The 16,712-nt window shown below is 60.2% G+C and carries 16 protein-coding genes; 4 read left to right on the top strand and 12 right to left on the bottom strand.

What is annotated here, in order from left to right; translation table 11 throughout:
- Positions 1-15: 15 nt before the first annotated feature.
- The gene (locus AC3RLQ_RS00940) at positions 16-897 is read left to right on the top strand and encodes a hypothetical protein (protein WP_493033467.1); all 882 of its coding nucleotides are present in this window, start codon (positions 16-18) and stop codon (positions 895-897) included.
- A gap of 75 nt (positions 898-972) precedes the next feature.
- Here AC3RLQ_RS00940 and AC3RLQ_RS00935 read toward each other — a convergent pair whose 3' ends face one another.
- The 6 genes from AC3RLQ_RS00935 to AC3RLQ_RS00910 all read right to left on the bottom strand — a co-directional run bounded on the left by AC3RLQ_RS00935 (position 973) and on the right by AC3RLQ_RS00910 (position 6,664).
- Positions 973-2,406, bottom strand: coding sequence for a DUF1501 domain-containing protein (locus AC3RLQ_RS00935; protein ID WP_493033465.1), 1,434 nt, complete (start codon positions 2,404-2,406; stop codon positions 973-975).
- Positions 2,407-2,442: 36 nt separating this feature from the next.
- Entirely contained in the window at positions 2,443-3,786 is a 1,344-nt protein-coding gene (xseA, locus tag AC3RLQ_RS00930; RefSeq protein WP_493033463.1) for an exodeoxyribonuclease VII large subunit, read from the bottom strand.
- Positions 3,787-3,830: 44 nt separating this feature from the next.
- Positions 3,831-4,643: a hypothetical protein gene (locus AC3RLQ_RS00925; protein WP_493033461.1), complete on the bottom strand. Its 813-nt coding sequence runs from the start codon at positions 4,641-4,643 to the stop codon at positions 3,831-3,833.
- Between the two features lie 245 nt (positions 4,644-4,888).
- Complete coding sequence (locus AC3RLQ_RS00920) at positions 4,889-5,233, bottom strand: DMT family protein (protein ID WP_487685739.1); 345 nt, start codon at positions 5,231-5,233, stop codon at positions 4,889-4,891.
- Positions 5,234-5,391: 158 nt separating this feature from the next.
- On the bottom strand, positions 5,392-6,303 hold the full coding sequence (locus AC3RLQ_RS00915) for a DUF58 domain-containing protein (RefSeq protein WP_493033459.1): 912 nt from the start codon (positions 6,301-6,303) through the stop codon (positions 5,392-5,394).
- 76 nt (positions 6,304-6,379) lie between these two features.
- Positions 6,380-6,664 (bottom strand): hypothetical protein, encoded by a 285-nt coding sequence (locus tag AC3RLQ_RS00910; RefSeq protein WP_493033457.1) that lies wholly within the window; start codon positions 6,662-6,664, stop codon positions 6,380-6,382.
- A 53-nt stretch (positions 6,665-6,717) separates the two neighbouring features.
- Between AC3RLQ_RS00910 and AC3RLQ_RS00905 the strand changes: the two genes are divergently transcribed.
- Positions 6,718-7,404, top strand: coding sequence for a hypothetical protein (locus tag AC3RLQ_RS00905; RefSeq protein ID WP_493033455.1), 687 nt, complete (start codon positions 6,718-6,720; stop codon positions 7,402-7,404).
- A gap of 13 nt (positions 7,405-7,417) precedes the next feature.
- Here AC3RLQ_RS00905 and AC3RLQ_RS00900 read toward each other — a convergent pair whose 3' ends face one another.
- The gene (locus tag AC3RLQ_RS00900; RefSeq protein WP_422315699.1) at positions 7,418-8,407 is read right to left on the bottom strand and encodes an AAA family ATPase; all 990 of its coding nucleotides are present in this window, start codon (positions 8,405-8,407) and stop codon (positions 7,418-7,420) included.
- A 283-nt stretch (positions 8,408-8,690) separates the two neighbouring features.
- The gene (locus tag AC3RLQ_RS00895) at positions 8,691-11,339 is read right to left on the bottom strand and encodes a DNA translocase FtsK (RefSeq protein WP_493033453.1); all 2,649 of its coding nucleotides are present in this window, start codon (positions 11,337-11,339) and stop codon (positions 8,691-8,693) included.
- A gap of 161 nt (positions 11,340-11,500) precedes the next feature.
- On the opposite strand from AC3RLQ_RS00895, the gene AC3RLQ_RS00890 reads away from it, so the two are divergent.
- Together AC3RLQ_RS00890 and AC3RLQ_RS00885 are read left to right on the top strand one after the other, a co-directional pair.
- A complete protein-coding gene (locus AC3RLQ_RS00890) occupies positions 11,501-11,935 on the top strand; it encodes a c-type cytochrome domain-containing protein (RefSeq protein WP_422319974.1) in 435 nt (144 codons plus the stop codon).
- Positions 11,936-11,999: 64 nt separating this feature from the next.
- Positions 12,000-13,040: an SAM-dependent methyltransferase gene (locus tag AC3RLQ_RS00885; protein WP_493033452.1), complete on the top strand. Its 1,041-nt coding sequence runs from the start codon at positions 12,000-12,002 to the stop codon at positions 13,038-13,040.
- On the opposite strand, the gene AC3RLQ_RS00880 is transcribed toward AC3RLQ_RS00885, so the two are convergent.
- The 4 genes from AC3RLQ_RS00880 to AC3RLQ_RS00865 form a co-directional block, all read right to left on the bottom strand.
- On the bottom strand, positions 13,037-14,086 hold the full coding sequence (locus AC3RLQ_RS00880; RefSeq protein WP_493033451.1) for a class II fructose-bisphosphatase family protein: 1,050 nt from the start codon (positions 14,084-14,086) through the stop codon (positions 13,037-13,039). The two genes, AC3RLQ_RS00885 and AC3RLQ_RS00880, sit on opposite strands and share 4 nt — an antisense overlap.
- 149 nt (positions 14,087-14,235) lie before the next feature.
- Positions 14,236-15,048 (bottom strand): bifunctional DNA-formamidopyrimidine glycosylase/DNA-(apurinic or apyrimidinic site) lyase, encoded by an 813-nt coding sequence (mutM, locus tag AC3RLQ_RS00875; protein ID WP_493033450.1) that lies wholly within the window; start codon positions 15,046-15,048, stop codon positions 14,236-14,238.
- 3 nt (positions 15,049-15,051) lie between these two features.
- Positions 15,052-15,489, bottom strand: coding sequence for a Fe-S cluster assembly sulfur transfer protein SufU (sufU, locus tag AC3RLQ_RS00870; RefSeq protein ID WP_493033449.1), 438 nt, complete (start codon positions 15,487-15,489; stop codon positions 15,052-15,054).
- Positions 15,490-15,491: 2 nt separating this feature from the next.
- The gene (locus AC3RLQ_RS00865) at positions 15,492-16,709 is read right to left on the bottom strand and encodes a cysteine desulfurase (RefSeq protein WP_493033448.1); all 1,218 of its coding nucleotides are present in this window, start codon (positions 16,707-16,709) and stop codon (positions 15,492-15,494) included.
- Between the last annotated feature and the right edge of the window lie 3 nt (positions 16,710-16,712).

Raw genomic sequence — 16,712 nt, 5'->3', positions numbered from 1 at the left:
ATGCGCAGATCTTTCATGGAGCTTTATACCAAGATGTTTCTCGAAGATGTAGCACTGAGACTGGTGCCAAATGCTATATCTGATAACGATTCAAAAATTAAAGCTTTTATATTTCCCGAAAATTCCAACCTGGAATCACAGCTATGTTCCGCTTTAAATGCATCCAGAGAACAACACTATTACCGAGGCCTCGGCAGAACTGTAAGTAAATTTTTAGGCCTGCTGATGAGCGAACTCTGTTTCACCGATCAAGCGGTGTTTGAGATCGCTTACCTTAGACCCACTTCTGACGCACCTAGGGACAATTTTGAACTTGTTCATCTTAATTCCCAGCAAATTTTCCGTCGGTGGAATCGTTGGTATCAATCTGTTCCGGCCGAACTAGCTCGGGAGCACAACGTTGCTGAACAAATTGCACTCCCTTCTGAAAATTTAGTGAGTTTCACCCTTCCCAGTCATCTTAAAAAAGCTATAGATAGGGCAATCACAGCGTTGAGTACTGTCAGCGATCATGGCTGGCATGATCTTGCAATGAGAGCGCATAGCGAACAATTGCCTTATGAGTTTTCGATACACCACCGTTCCATGAGCCTCGCGCTCGCTGAAGCCACGAAGCAGATCGGGTGGACGGCTCGCGGGTCGTTTACCGATAGCGTTACCAACTACTACTCTCTTCGGCAAAACCTTCGGTTTAAGCTCTTTTTATTGGAAGTCCGCGAGTCATTACTCGATCAACTCAACACCGTTTTGGAACGCGTTGGCAAAAATCTGGGGTGGTCATCTCGCATCTACATCGGGGGGCTGCCGAGCCGATATGATCTGGAGAAGGCATTGGCTCAACTCACATCAGGGGAGAAACCCTTCATTGAGATTATGAATGCTTTTGAAACTCTTTAGCCCACGCTTTCTCACTCAAGGACAACAAGAATACTCATCATCATGCTAGCAGCAATCTGACCCAGCTGAGTCACCTCACGCCAAAATCTCACTCACCACCCGTGCCTGCGGATTCTCCACGAGCACCTGCTCCGTGCCGTTGCGGCGGTAGCTGAGTTGCTTGGCGTCGAGACCGAAGAGGTGGAGGAGGGTGGCGTGGTAGTCGTAGTGATTGACGATGTCCTTCACGGCGTGGTGGCCGAAGTCGTCGGTGGCGCCGTGGATGTGGCCGGCCTTGAAGCCGCCACCGGCGACCCACATGCTGAAGCCGTAGGTGTTGTGGTCGCGACCCACGGTGCTGCGATCCTTGGAGCCGGAGCGGTTTTGAATGACGGGCAGTCGGCCCATCTCGCCACCCCAGTGGACGATGGTGGTATCCAGCAAGCCGCGCTGCTTCAAATCGATAACGAGCGCGGCGGCTCCTTGATCCACATACTGGCAGGCGGCAGGGAGCGCAGTGCGGATGTTTTGATGATTGTCCCAGGTCTGGTTCCCGGTGAAGAGAGAGACGCAGCGCACGCCGCGCTCAACGAGGCGGCGGGCGATGAGGCAGCGTGTGCCGAACTCGGCGGCAGCGGGATTGTCGAGACCGTAGAGCTTCTTGGTGGCGGCGCTTTCCTGGTCGATGTCCAGCGCCTCCTTTGCTGCCGTCTGCATGCGGGCGGCGAGTTCAAAGCTCTGGATGCGCGCTTCCAGATCGGCCTCGCCGGGGCGGGCTTCGAGGTGCTCCTTGTTCAGGCGCTGCACGAAATTGAGGTAACGGGCCTGCGCATCCCCCTTGAGGCTGAGGGGCGCGTCGAGATTGGGAATGCGCGGTTCTTTGGGACGAATGACGGTGCCCTGATACAGCGAAGGCAGCCAGCCGTTGCTCCAGTTGTCCACGCCGAGCACGGGCAGGCCCCGCGGATCGGTGAGGGCCACATACGCGGGCAGATCCTGATTTTCTGAGCCAAGGCCATACGTGAGCCAGCTCCCCAGCGTGGGGCGGCCACCGGTGACCTGGCCATTGAGCAGGGCGTAGATGGACTGGCCGTGATTGTTCACGCCCGTGTGCATCGAACGGATGAGCGTGACGTCATCGACGATGTTGGAAAAGTGCGGCAGCAACTCGCTGACATCCATTCCCGACTGGCCGTACTGCTTGAACTTCCACGGGCTGCCCATGCACTCGCGGCTGGCACCAGCGGCGTCGTCGTACTTCACTTCGCCGGGGAAATCCTTGCCGTCGTACTTGGTGAGTTCGGGCTTGGGATCAAACAGATCCATGTGGCTCGGCCCGCCCTGCATGAACATGGAGATCATGGCCTTGGCCTGCCCAAAACCGTGCGGCATCTTGGGCTTCAAATCGAAATGCTTCGGCCCGAGTTGCTCCGGACTGGCAAGCAGGTTCTGGTCCCTCAGCAACGTGGCCAAAGCGATACCGCCGATGCCGTAGGCGGAGCGGTGAAGAATGGAGCGGCGTGAGAGCATGATCTAACTACGCAGCGACTGTGGCGATTCTTCCCGCTATCCCTTCACCACACTCCGCAGCGTCCCCTGCGCCAGCCGTGTCACGATCTCATCCCCCGGCTTCACCTCAGCAGCATCCTTGAGCACCTTCCCCGCCGCATTCGTGGCGAAGGAAAAGCCACGCGCCAGCACGGCCTGCGGGCCGATGTGTTTGAGAAGTTCCGCACGTGACTGCAGCCGGTCGGCCAAGCGGTCCAGCCGATGCTGAAGGCCCTGCTGCAGGCGGCGCGCGCTCGTCTCGGCACGGTGCACGGCCTCGGTGAGCTGCACGCGGGGATGATGTGCGGCGAGAATATGCTGCTTCTGCGTGAGGTCATCGGTCCAGGATTGCAACTTCTCGCGCAGCGTTTCACGGAGGCGCGCTTCGTGGTCGTCGATGCTCTGCTCCGCCTGCTGCAGCAAACGGTCCGGCGCATGCAGCAGCGGGCCTTTGGCGGTGAGCTCGATCACGTGCTGATGATGCTCCAGCAGCGTGCCAACGCGGGCTTTCAGCGTGCGGGCGATGCTGTCAAAATGCCGCTGCAGCTCGGTGCTGTCCGGCGCGAGGAGTTCCGCCGCCGCGCTGGGCGTGGGCGCACGCAGATCCGCCACGAAGTCGGCGATGGTGAAATCAATTTCATGCCCGACGGCGGAGATGACGGGAATGGGACAATCGGCGATGGCACGGGCGAGCACCTCCTCATTGAAGCACCACAGATCCTCCAAACTGCCGCCGCCACGGCCCACGACGATGGTGTCCGGCACGGGGAGGCCGAAGTTTTCGGCATCGCCCAAAACCTTGAGCGCCCGCACGAGCTCCATCTCGGCCCCCTGCCCTTGCACGCGCACAGGAAAGACGAGCACTCGCACCCATGGCGCGCGCCGGGTGAGGATGTTCAGCATGTCCTGGATGGCCGCACCCGTCGGCGAAGTGACCAGCGCCACGATGCGCGGAAAGCGCGGGATGGCGCGCTTGCCTTCGGCATCAAAGAGACCCTCGGCATGCAGCTTGCGCTTCAGGGCCTCGAACCGCTCCTGCAGCGAGCCTTTGCCCTTCGCCTGCACCTGTTTGACGACCATCTGGTACTGCCCGCGCGGCTCATACACGCTGATCTCCCCATGCACCTGCATGAGGGCACCGTCTTGAATGCGCGCACTGCTGCGTGCCGCAGCCCCGCGAAACATCACGCAGCTCAGTTGCGCCCCGGCGTCCTTGAGCGTGAAGTACTGATGCCCGGAGGATTGCAGGCGGTGGTTGCTGATCTCACCCTCCACCCACACGCTGCCGATGCGGCTTTGCAACACGTCGCGGATTTCGCGCGTGAGCTGGGTCACAGAGAGGACATCAGGGTCTTCGGGCATGGCAGCGTCCATTGACCGAAAAGCGGGCAAAGTCCAGCCGCAGCTCAGAACACCAGGTGCCAAAGCCAGCCAACCATCCCGGAGGCCACCGACCACCAGCAGCGCGCCACTTCCATGAAACCCAGCCCGGGAGCGGGTGAGGAGGCGAGAAACAGCGCGATCAGCAGGAAGGCATTGATGAGAAAGATCAGCATCATGGAGAAGAACTCGCCATTGCGCTTGAGGTCCCCCTGCTCGGCGATCACCGTTTTGACCGTGTAGGTGGCGTGAAAGCACCACGTCAGCCCGACCAGCGCGTAAAGGAAGCGCGAGGGTTTCAAATGCACGGTCCATTTCAAGAGGTGGACGTCATGCGCCTGCTGCATGTCCAGCGCCAGCCCCACCAGGCCAAACACCAGCATGATGATCAGCGTGTAAAAGGGGATCAAATAGGGAGCCAGCGTGATCCAGGTGTTGGACTTGTCCGTCTCCACGTAGCCGCCCTCGGCGCTGACTTTCCAGTCAAAGATGCGCCCGCCAAACATCCGCGCCGTCATGAGGTGGCTGAGTTCATGGCCAAAGACATACGCCGTCACCGGCCTCACCCCGGCCAGGTAGGCCACGGCCCAGACGATGCCGCCAAAGGTGAAAAAGATGAACTCCTCGGACTTCAGGAAGTCCATACGGGACACCGCGCGCCAGAGCATCATGATCAGCGTGATGGCCGTCACCAAACAGGCCGGAGCGAGCACGGCACCACCAATCCAGCGCTTCAAAAGCAGCAGGTAGTGATCCCGCTGCACATCGCGCCGGTTGTTGATCCCGGCGGGGCGATTGCGGGTCTCATGGAGATGTCTGCGCAGGTTCGCGGTGGACATGGGAATGATGAGTTGCTTAACATTTGTTAAACATCTTCACAATTTAAATGTGAATATGTGAATAATAATGTGCCGTTCTTTTCACAATTTCCAATAAACGACAGTGCCGATTAGAACGAAAAAACCGATCCCAATCGCCGCCCATGAGTCCGGATCGGGCTTGTAAAAGCCCAAGCTGAGCAGCCGGACAGCCCAAGATCCGAGATCGCCCAGGCGTGCCCCCAAAAAGCTCTCCGTGAAGCGGGTCACTTGCGGAAAATGAAGTACACCGCCCCGCACATGCAGAGGGCCGCCCAGAGGTAATCCCACTTGAGGGACTCCTTCATGTAAAACACCACAAAGGGTACGAATACCATCAGCGTGATCACCTCCTGCATGATCTTGAGCTGCGGCAGAGTCAGCGCCGTGCTGCCGATGCGATTGGCAGGCACCTGAAGCATGTATTCAAAAAACGCGATGCCCCAGCTGATGAAGGCAGCGATGAACCAGGGCTTGGCCTTCAAATCCCGCAGATGCGCATACCAGGCAAAAGTCATGAAAATATTCGACCCCACCAGGAGTCCCACCGCTTTGATCACAGGCCAGTTCATGCGTGCATGAGAGCATAGGAATGACGGTTGCCAAGCGCGGGAGGTTAGGCCTCCGGCCTGACTACGGCCTGGGGCGTCTCGCCTCAGTTCTGATCTGAATCAAAGGCGGGACGCCTCGATCCATTGACAGGCCAGAGGCCTATCCTCCATCCATGCCATCACGCCCCGCCCGCCAGCGCCGAACCACGCACGAGCAGATCCAGGAAGCGCTCCTCAAAGGCCTCGTCACTCGTCACCTGCATGAAATCCACACTGTGGCTGGCGCATTCACTGGCGAGGTTGCCCACGAAGGCGTCAAAAGTTTCCACATAGCGCTGCACATCGCGCTTGGTCAGCCAGAAGCGGCGGCGCTCGCCAGTTTCGACCTCGGTCAGCTCCAGCTCGCCTTCGATCTCCGGCAGTCGCTCCTCGGGGTGGACGATCTGCAGGAAGTGGTTCTCCCCCGGCCATGCCGCCACGCGGGCCACCGCCTCCGTGGCGCTGCCGATTTCGCGGCCAAAGAAGTCGCTGATGATGAAGATGATGCCGTAGCGCTGCTTGCTGGGGCGGAATTCCTCAAAGCAGCGCTTCATGTCGGTGAGGCCGTCAAACTTCAGCTTCAGCACCGCCTGGATCACTTTTTCAATGTTCCCCTGCCCTCGCAGAGGCGGCAGTTCCTGATGTACGCCGCTGCTCATCGAGTACAAGCTCACGCGCTGCTGGGCGCTCAGCGCCAGATAGGCCAGCGCCACCGCGAAGCGCAGCGCCTGCCGCCGCTTCTCCGGAAACGGCTGCGCCATGGAGGTGCTGGTGTCCAGCATGATGTGCAGGTTCAGCTCCTGCGTTTCTTCGTAGAGACGCACAAAGAGCTTATCAAGCCGCGCATACAAACGCCAGTCGATGGCGCGATAGTCCTCACGCGGCGTGTAGTGGCGGTAGTCCTTGAACTCCCGCGTGAAGCCCGTGGCAGAGGTCGATTGCGAACCCCTCCGCATCAACTGCCGCCGCTTGCGCAGGCGCAGCGCCAGCACACGCAGCCGGTCCAAAAAGGAGGCATCAAACAAGTCTTCGCGGTCGAGGGTGTCGGGCATTCGAGGGATCAGATCGGGCAATCTTAACGAGAAGTGTGCTCCACGCTCGCGATTGCTGCAAAGATACTCAACGGAATCAACAGGACAAAAATACGCAGCAACCACAGCAGATTGTCATCATGATGATAATGGGAAAACTGTAGCGGAAGATTCTGAAGCGGCCTCCGCGCAGCACATCCTCCTCGATCTGCCGGAGGCTCATGCCTTCCGCCCCAGACATCGGGCGTCCTTTGTCGAGCAATGGCTGGCTGAGGTAGTGATTGATGTCTGCTTGAGTCCAGTCATTGGCCGTCGCGGGCGCTGATGAGGAGGTGTTCATGAGAAATATAGCAGCAATCTTGAAGCAGATTTTTTCAGTCATGACAAGAATATCCCTTGCACTGTCTAAGATTATTTTGGAAAGCAGATACCCGCATGAAAATCCGCTCCCTGCACCGCCCGGCGGGCTTCACCAGCCTGGGCTTCCTCGGTTACATGGCCATCCTGGCCTTGCTGATCATCGGCGGCCAAGGGGTCTATGTGGCGCTGAAGAATCCAGAACCGCTGGAGATCACGGTGGCCGACTACCTTGCCAAGAAGCCGAACGCGGAATGGATGACGCTGAAGGACGCGCAAATCAGTCTGGTGGAGGCGGCCTATAAGGCACGGCTGGGAAGAGTCGCTGAAGTTTTTATTCCCATACGGCCCATTGGAGAATCCCGGGATGCACCAGTTCACATCCTCCTGTCCACGGAGGATCAAGCCGTCGCAGCCGCCTTGAAGAATCTGAGCCAGTCCAGCACCACGATAAAAAGGAAAGTCGCTGCCGCTTCACAGCAGGCGGACAAACTGTTCATGCGGCAGAACATCACCGGCCTGACCCGCTACGGCATCCTCTACGACCTTTTCATGCGGGCCCGACTGGCCAAGCTGAACATGAATCTCGCGGAGGATTTTGTGATTTTGAATGACGGTGAGTCCCCCAACTTCACGGTGAATGTCTGCATGGTGGGCGCTGGTCTGCTGATCTGGTTTCTCATGCTGTGCAGCGCGATGAGTGACGCCCTCTGGCGCTGGCGCAGGCGGCGGGCGTTCTACCGCCAACAAAGATCGCAGCAGTGACAACCTGCCTTCCTCACGCCGCCTGCTGCGCCGGTGTCTTCACCTGATCGAGCAGCTTGGTGATGATGTCGTCCACCTTCACCTGACCGGCTTCGCCTTCGAAGTTCAGGATGATGCGGTGGCGCAGTGAGACGTGGGCGATGGCGCGAATATCGTCAGTGGAAACAGCGGTGGCGCCTTGGATGGCAGCCCAGACGCGGGCTCCGCGAATGAGGGCCTGCAGACCACGCGGACTGGCTCCGTAGGAAACGTAACGCTTCACTTCAGGCAGCGCATCGGGTTGCTCGGGATGGCTGCTCAAAATGAGCCGCGATGCGTAATGAGCCACAGGATCGGCCACGGGAATCTTGGAAAGCATCTGCTGCAGCTCGATGAGCTTCGGCCCATCGGTCATCGTCGCGAGCTTTGGCTCGGTGAAGCCGGTGGTGCGGCGGGAGATTTCGACGAGCGAATCGAGATCTGGAAACGGCACCTTGATCTTGAACATGAAACGGTCGAGCTGCGCTTCGGGCAGCGGGTAGGTGCCTTCCATCTCCATGGGGTTTTGCGTGGCCAGCACCAGGAAAGGCTCCGGCACCAGATGGCGCTCGCCGCCGGTGGTCACACAGCGCTCCTGCATCACTTCGAGGAGAGCGGCCTGGGTCTTGGGCGTGGCACGGTTGATTTCATCCACCAGCAGCAGGTTCTTGAAAACCGGGCCTTTTTCATAGCGCAGGGTGCGGCGGCCTTTCTCGTCTTCACCGACGATGTGCGTGCCCAGAATGTCCGCCGGCATCAGGTCGGGCGTGCACTGCACACGACCGGGCTCCAAGCCGACCACCTGCGAGAGCGTGCGCACGAGGTAGGTTTTGCCGAGACCGGGAACGCCTTCCAGCAGCACATGCCCGCCCGAGAAGATGGCGACCAGCACATCGCTGAGGAGTTCATCGTAGCCGACGATGGCTTTTTGCATCTCGGCCTTGAGGCTGGTGAACAGGGTGCGGAAGTCTGCGTGGTCAGGCATGGGTCGATTCTCGCCAGCGGCCCGGATTGCGCAAGGGTGGTTCACGCGAAGGGCGAAAAGATTGGCGTGCAGCCAAGTCGGTCGATTCAGACAAGATTAACAAGATGAACAGAATGAGACAGGATTAAGGCGCTGTGATTCGAGATCGCGTCCTCAAACCCGTGTCGTTTAGCCGGTGCAGCGGATTGGATTAATCCTGAAATTCTGAAATCCCGTTAATCCTGTCCAAAATTCGACCAAGTCCCCCCAATGCTGCCGTGCCCGACTTTTGGCGTTCTTCGGATCAATCCATCTGCACCAAAATCTCGCGCGGCTTGGCACCTTCACCGGGGCCGATGATGCCGCGGTCTTCGAGGATGTCGATCATGCGGGCGGCTTTGCCGTAGCCGAGGCGCAGACGGCGCTGCAGCAGGCTGGTGCTGGCTTTCTTTTCCTGGCGGATGACTTCCAGGCACTTCTCCAAGCATTCCTGCTCGTCGGAGCTGACGCCATCTTCACCCATATCATCTTCGTCGCCAAACTCGCCGCTTTCGTCATCGACTTTGACATCGAAGACCGGCTTGCCCTGCGCGACGCAATGCTGCACCAGCGCGTGAATTTCATCATCGGTAACGAGCGCACCCTGGCTGCGGATCGGCTGCGCACCGCCGGGCGGCACGTAGAGCATGTCCCCTTTGCCCACGAGATTTTCCGCACCTTTGCGGTCGAGAATGACGCGGCTGTCCAGCGCGGAGGACACCTGGAACGCGATACGCGTCGGGATGTTCGCCTTGATGACGCCGGTGATGACGTCCGCACGCGGAGTCTGCGTGGCGACGATGAGATGAATGCCGGCCGCACGCGCCATCTGCGTGATGCGGGCGATGGCCACTTCGATGTCCGCAGGTGCGGTCTGCATCAAATCTGCCAGCTCATCCACGATGACGACGATGTAGGGCATCGTGTCAGGAATGATCACCTCCTGCTTGCGCGGAGGGGGTGCCTGGGAATCACCCAGCCAGGTCCCGCTGGCATCGCGAAGATCGTTGTTCTCGTTATCTCCGTCCACGGTGCCGACTTCAGCGGTCTTCGGTGCTTCGTTTTCCTGCGCAGCCTCCTCGGCGAAAGCAGCGGAGACACGGGCGTCATCCACTCCGGCCTTGGTCTTCGCCTTGGCAGAAACGGTGGCTGCAGGCGCTGCCGCGGCGGCAGCGGCATTGCGCGCGGCACGGGCGGCGTCTGCCTCGGCCTTGCGTTTGATATTGCGGTTATTGAAGGCTTCGAAGTTACGGCAGCCTTCCTGCGCAAAAATCTGGTAGCGGTTCTCCATCTCCTTGACCACCCAGCGCAGGGCCAGCAGCGCCTTCTTGGGATCCGTCACCACCGGCAGCGCCAGATGGGGCAGCTCCTCGTAGTTCTGCATTTCCACGACCTTGGGGTCGATCATGATGAAGCGCAGCTCATCCGGCGCAAAGCGGCAGATCAAGCTGGTAATGATGCTGTTGATGCACACGCTCTTACCACTGCCCGTGGCACCCGCGACGAGCAGATGCGGCATCGCGGCGAGATCGCCGATGATTGTCTTGCCATACACGTCCTTGCCGAGTGCGACAGGCAGCTTGGACTTGCCGTTGACGAATACATCGTCCTCCAGCAGCTCACGCAGCGGCACGATGGTCTTCTCCGAGTTTGCCAGCTCGATGCCCACGGTGTCTTTGCCGGGAATCGGCGCGAGGATGTTGATCCGCTCGGCGCGTGTCGCGCGGGCGATGTCCGCATCCAGATTCGCGATGCGGCTCACGCGCAGACCATCGACTGGGCGCACTTCGTAGCGGGTGATGGCAGGGCCACGGGTGATGTCCCCCGGCTCCACGCTGATGCCGAAACTCGCCAGCGCTTTGACGATGGTGGCCTGGATGCCGAGCAACTCGCTCTTGTCCGTCGGCGCACGGTGCGTCTCTTCCGGCCATTTGAGCAGCTCCATGGAGGGCAGCTTGTAGTCCTTGAACAGCTTGGTGAGATTTCCCAGCGAGCCATGCGGCGCCTGCTCCATCTTCTGCGCACGCTTCTGTTCCCACACCTCGGCCAGCTTCGGCTTGTCGCTGCGGTCTTCATGCGCACGAGAAACGGAGGAGTCGATGATCTTTGGCGGTGGCGGATCAAATTTGAGCGGCAGCTCCATGTTGGTGGCCGCAGCCGCAGGGGTGTCCCCGCGCAGCTCGGTGCCCTTGTCCTTCTTCTTCCGCCGGAGGCCTTCCGGAACGGGAGTTACGGTTCCAGGAATGGTGTTCGCCGCTTCTTCGGCCAGCTTTTCCTGGATCAGGCGCTGCGCCTCACGCTCAGCCTTCCAGCGGGTCAGTTCCAAACGAATGTTTTGGATCACCGTCAGCGGATGCTGGCCGGTCACAAGGAAGAGTCCGCCCATGTAAACGGTGCCGAGAACCAAGGTGGCCCCCACTTTGCCGAGCAGATGCTTCAGGAAGGTGCCGCCGATGACATAGCCCAGCCCGCCCGAACCGCCCAATGGGGTGAAATGATCCCGCTCACTCAGCAGGCTCTGCACTTCCAGCAGTGCGGCACCACTGATGATCATGACAGCCACGCCCAGCCAGGCGGCGCGGGTGATCTTCATCTTGGAGTGCAGTTTGCACACGCCAAACCACGTCATGCTGAAGGGCAGCAGATAGGCTGAAAAGCCCATGAGCCAGAGCATATGCCCCGCCACCAGCGCGCCAATGCGGCCGACAAAATTATGCGTCGTGTCGCCGGAGGATTCCGACAGCGCGAGGAAGGACCAGGACGGCATGTCGCGCGGATCATACGAGATCAGCGCCAGCAGCAGCATGGCCGCCAGCATCAGCAACAGGATGCCGAAGGCGTCATTCCATGGGCTTTCCTTCTCGTCCGTAGATCGGGCGCGAGGGGGGCGGGAGGCAGCAGCGGCACGACTCATGACAACAATCTGGTAATTGTGGCAGACGAAATTATTTAAGGCTACCGAAATATTTACCTTGCCTCACTTTTGTGAATCGGCTTCGATCCAACCCCGGGATGCTGCTTGACCGCAAAAAATCCCGCGAACATCTTTGTCCGCTGTTACGTCACACCACAATCATGAAAAACACCCTCGCCCTCACCCTTGCCGCAGTGCTTGCCCTCGGCGTCTCCGTCACCTCCACCACCAGCGCCCAGGACGCCGGCAAAGTGGACTTCGAAAAGCAAATCCTCCCCATCCTGAAGGAGAGCTGCTTCAAGTGCCATGAGAAGGAGCATGAAGACAATGGCAAGATCAAGAAGCCCAAAGGCGGTCTTCGCCTCGACAGCGCTGCAGCCATCATCAAAGGCGGCAAAGAATACCCGGATGAAAACGTCGTGGCCGGCAAGCCTGACGCCAGCTGGCTGGTGAAGACCATGGCCCTCCCTGACACCGACGACATGGCCATGCCTCCTGAAGGCAAAGGCGATCGTGTCACCCCGGCCAACATCGACCTCATCAAGAAGTGGATCACCGAAGGTGCCAGCTTCGGAGCTTGGAAAGGCGTTGAGTAAATTTTAGTCACCACATCTCACCACGAAGGGCGGAGCCTAGGCTCCGCCTTTCTTTTTCCCATTCATGAACACACCTTTTCGTTTCACCACCTGCCGGGCCGGATCTGAAGCCACGCTCAAGCGAGACATCGCCAGCCACTTCGTCGGTGAACTCACGCCTGCATTCATGAAGCCGCAGTTCATCACTTGGAAGGTGAAGCATCCAGGCTTCAGCCCGCCCAAGAACCTGAGCCACTTTGCGCGCGTCAGCGGCATCTCCCTCGGCCTTTGCAAAACGCTGGCCGAACTGGTCGAGCACGCCCGCAGCCTCGGCAGCAAGCCCCTGCGCCTGCACGTCTTCCCGCGCATCACGGCGGAGGACGGCGTGGAAGCCGCCACCTGGCAGCGCATCGACGCACTCACCGCTGAAATCACCGCCGCACTCGAACAGGCGGGTGTCGCGCTTGAAACCAGCCCGACCTTCGCGCATGGCGATCTGATTCTCGATGTCATCGTCGGCGAGACTCCTGAAGAACCCCTTTTCCTCGGCTGCCACGAGCACCAGCCCGGCATGCACTCACATCCCGGTGGCCTGCCCCGCATCGCCCTGCCAGAAGACGTACCCTCACGTGCCTGGCTCAAGCTCGAACAAGCGCTCGCCTGGCGTGGCTGGGATCAGCTTGATCTGAGCGGGCAGACCGCTCTCGATCTCGGTTGTGCTCCCGGTGGCGCCACCTATGCGCTGATCCAGCGCGGCATGAACGTCCTCGGCATCGATACCGGTGAAATGGACCCGCGCGTGCTCGATCTGGCCAAGGCCAAGGGCGTCCGGTTCGACCACTGGCGCACCGCCGCAGGCCGGCTCAATCTCACCGCCCTGCCGCGCGAAGTGGCCCTGCTGCTGTGCGACATCAATCTGGCCCCGCCGCTGGTCATTCCCGAGATTCAACGCATTCAGGACGCGGTGCAGGCACGGCGGCTGATCCTCACGATCAAGCTCAACACCCCTGCCCTCGAAGACCGCGCCCACGAGTTCATCGACACCATCCGCGACTTCGCCCCCGCCCCCGTGTTTGCCACGCAGCTTGCTGGCAACCGCCGGGAGATTTGCGTCTGCGCGGGTTAAGCGCGGAGCGGCACCACCTTGCGGTCCAGATCATGCGTGGCGTGAATACGGCGCACCGTGCCGCTGCGTGAGCGCATCAAAATGGAGTGCGTTTCCACGCGGTGACCCACGAGCCGGCAACCGGGCAGCAAGGGGCTGTCGCTGATGCCCGTGGCGCAAAACAAAGCGCTCTCTCCCACAATGAGTTCATGCACGCGGAAGACCTGGTCCATCTCAGCGGCAGGCGTATAGGCAGCGACCTCGGCGCGGTGGGCTTCATCGTGAAACCACATGCGCAGCTGCATGTCGCCACCAAGACATTTCAGTGCGGCGGCGGCCAGAATGCCTTCGGGAGAGCCGCCCATGCCCACGTAAAGATCGCAGTTGGACTCCGGCATCGAAGGCGCGACCGCCGCAGCGATGTCGCCATCCGTCACCATTCTCAAGGCAGCGCCTGAGCGGCGGATCTGCTCGACAATGTCATGATGGCGTGGGCGATCCATGGTGGAAACGACGAGGTCGCGTTCACGCTTGCCCAAGGCCTGGGCCACAAAGCTGATGACCTCCTGCAATGGCATATCGAGGAAGCAGCGGTCTCCCCTGCCCTCCAGCGCCTTCTTCACCGCCGGCCCGTAGGCGATCTTGTGGCTGTAGAAGCTCGGAATGCTTTTCATGGCGCACGGTGCACCGTCAGGAATCTGCGCCGCCGCGATGACGGAGATGCTGTTCGGCAAACCTTTGGCGATGTTGCTGGTGCCGTCGATGGGATCGAGAGCGATGTTGAATCGCGGCGTGCCATCGCGCCAGGTGCCCAGGTGTTCCCCCACGAAAATGCCGGGCGCATTGTCTTTAATGCCTTCGCCGATTACGACCTCGCCACGGATGTCGAGGATGTCGAAGACGCCATAGATCGCGCTGCATGCCGCACCATCGGCTAGCTCTTTTTCGCCACGGCCAAGCCAGTGAATGGCCTGCAGGGCCGCGTTTTCCGTGGCACGCACGAATTCAAATTCGAGGACACGTTCTAAATCGTGAGCACTGCGCAGCGGTGGAAGTGACGTGGACATGGCTCAACCATGTTGAATGACGAATGACAGAATGACGAACGAAAGAATCACAACTTTTTTGCCCTTTCCATCAGCAAGCTTGGTGGAACCGCCTGCCAGCGCCACTCGCGTTTGATTCGCGGGCATTCGCGCATCGCTTTGGATCCCGCCTACTTCTGGCAGGTCGGACAAAAGAACGTCGAGCGCTGCCCCTGCACGATGCGTTTGATGGGCGTCTTGCAGACGCGGCACGGCTCGCCCGCACGATCATACACGCGCAGCGTCAGCTTGAAGTAGCCGGGCTCGCCGCTCTCGTTCAAAAAGTCCCGCAGCGTGGTGCCGCCCATTTCGATGGAAGCCGCCAGCACCTCGCGGATGGCTTTCACAAGTTTCCCAAGCTTCGGCTTCGTCACTTTCCCCGCAGCCTGCCGGGGATTGATGCCCGCCATGAACAAGGCCTCGCTGGCGTAGATGTTGCCCACGCCGACCACGACATGCGCATCCATGATGACCTGCTTGATCGCAGCCGTCTTGCCCTTGCAGGCCGCCTGCAAATGCTCTGCCGTGAACTCATCCCCCAGTGGTTCAGGACCGAGGTCTTTGAGCAGCGGATGCTGCATGGGATCACCCTCAATCCAGAGCGCCGCGCCGAAGCGACGCGGATCGTGCAGGCGCAGTTGCTTGCCGCCCTCCAGCGTGATGGCCAGATGGTCATGCTTCTTGAAGGGCGTTTCCGCCGGCAGCACCCGCAGATTTCCCGACATGCCCAAATGCAGCAGCAGCGTGCCTTTGGCAGTGCCAAACAGCAGGTACTTCGCCCGGCGCGTGCCCGTCTCAATCCGGCAGCCTTCCAGCTCATGAATCGTGTCCGGAATCGGCCAGCGCAGCCGCTGATCCCTCACGATCACTTCCCGAACCCGCTTGCCGATCACGTACGGCGACACCCCGCGCAGAGCCGTTTCGACTTCGGGGAGTTCAGGCATGGCCTATTTGCTTTCCAGCGCCTGCTCCAGCGCACGCCATGCCAGCATCGCGCACTTCACACGCTGCGGAAACTTTTGCACGCCTTCGAGGAGGATGAGTTCGCCAAGGGCGTCTTCGTTGGCAGGGGCACCGTCGCCCATGACGACGCGGCGGAAGTCTTCACGCACGGCGGCGGCTTCGTCCTTGGACTTGCCCTTGATCTTCTGGGTCATCATCGAGGCGCTGGCCTGGCTGATTGCGCAGCCCTGGCCGGTGAATTTGAGGTCGTCGATATTGCCGTTATCGGCCACTTTCACCCACACATCGATCTCGTCGCCGCAGGAGGGATTGTCGCCATGGGCGTGCAGGCAGGGTGGCGGGAGTTCGCCGTGATTGCGCGGATTCCGGGAGTGATCGAGGATCACCTGCTGGTAGAGGTCGCGGAGGTCGTCAGAGAGCATGGTCAGGTGAAGAACTTACGCGCGAGGAGCAGTACTTCGACGAGGCGATTGATCTCTTCGAGCGTGTTGTAGAAATAAAAGCTGGCGCGGGTGGTGCCGGGCACCTTGAAGCGCTTCATCAGCGGCTGGGTGCAGTGATGCCCGCCGCGCATGGCCACGCCGTGGCTGTTGGCGAACTCGACAAGGTCGTGCGGATGCGCGAAGTCGAGATGGAAGGCGACGAGCGCTCCACGGTGGCCGTTCTGCGGGCCGAGGATGCGGATGCCGGGTACCTCGCTCATGCGTTGCACGGCGTAGTTGGCCAGATTGTGGTCGTGGCGATGGATGTTTTCGAGGCCGATGGCCTCCAGATAATCAATGGCGGCACCGAGTCCGATGACACCGGAGATGTCGGGCGTGCCCGCCTCGAAACGATGCGGCGGCGCCTTGTAGGTGCTGCTCTCCATGGTGACCGCCAGAATCATCTCGCCACCGCCATGCCAGGGCGGCATGGTTTCCAGCAGGGCCATGCGACCATACAGCACACCGATGCCGGTGGGGCCGCACATCTTGTGACCGGAGAAAACGAAGAAGTCGCAGCCCAGATCTTTCACATCGATGGGCATGTGCCCCGCACTTTGCGCGCCATCCAGCAGCGTCACCGCGCCGAGGGCCTTCGCCCTGGCAAGGAGTTCCTTGGCAGGATTGATGGTGCCGAGAGAATTGGAAATATGGACGAAGGCGAAGAGCTTCACCTGCTCTGTGAGCAAGGTTTCGATGGCGGCGGAATCAAGCGTGCCGTCATCCAGCACCGGGATGTATTTGAGCGTCGCGCCCGTGCGCTGGGCGAGCAACTGCCACGGGACGATGTTGCTGTGATGCTCCATGCCGGTGATGAGGATGACATCCCCTGCCCGCAGATTCTGAGTGCCCCAGGTGTTAGCGACGAGGTTGATGCCCTCGGTGCTGCCACGGGTGAAAATGATCTCGTCCTCAGATGCCGCACCGATGAAGCGCGCCACTTTTTTCCGCGACGCCTCAAAGGCCTCGGTGGCACGGTTACTGAGCTCGTGCAGGGCGCGGTGGACGTTCGCGTTGTCACGCTCGTAGTAGCGCGAGAGCGTCTGAATGACCGCACGCGGTTTCTGGCTGCTGGCCGCACTGTCCAGATATACCAGCGGGTGCCCATTCACCTGCTGATCGAGAATGGGGAAATCAGAGCGTATGCGGTGCCAGTCCATGTC

It is taken from the genome of Prosthecobacter sp. GW821-HT29F12, from assembly GCF_058803405.1.
This window is presented reverse-complemented; position numbering and strand designations above follow the sequence as displayed.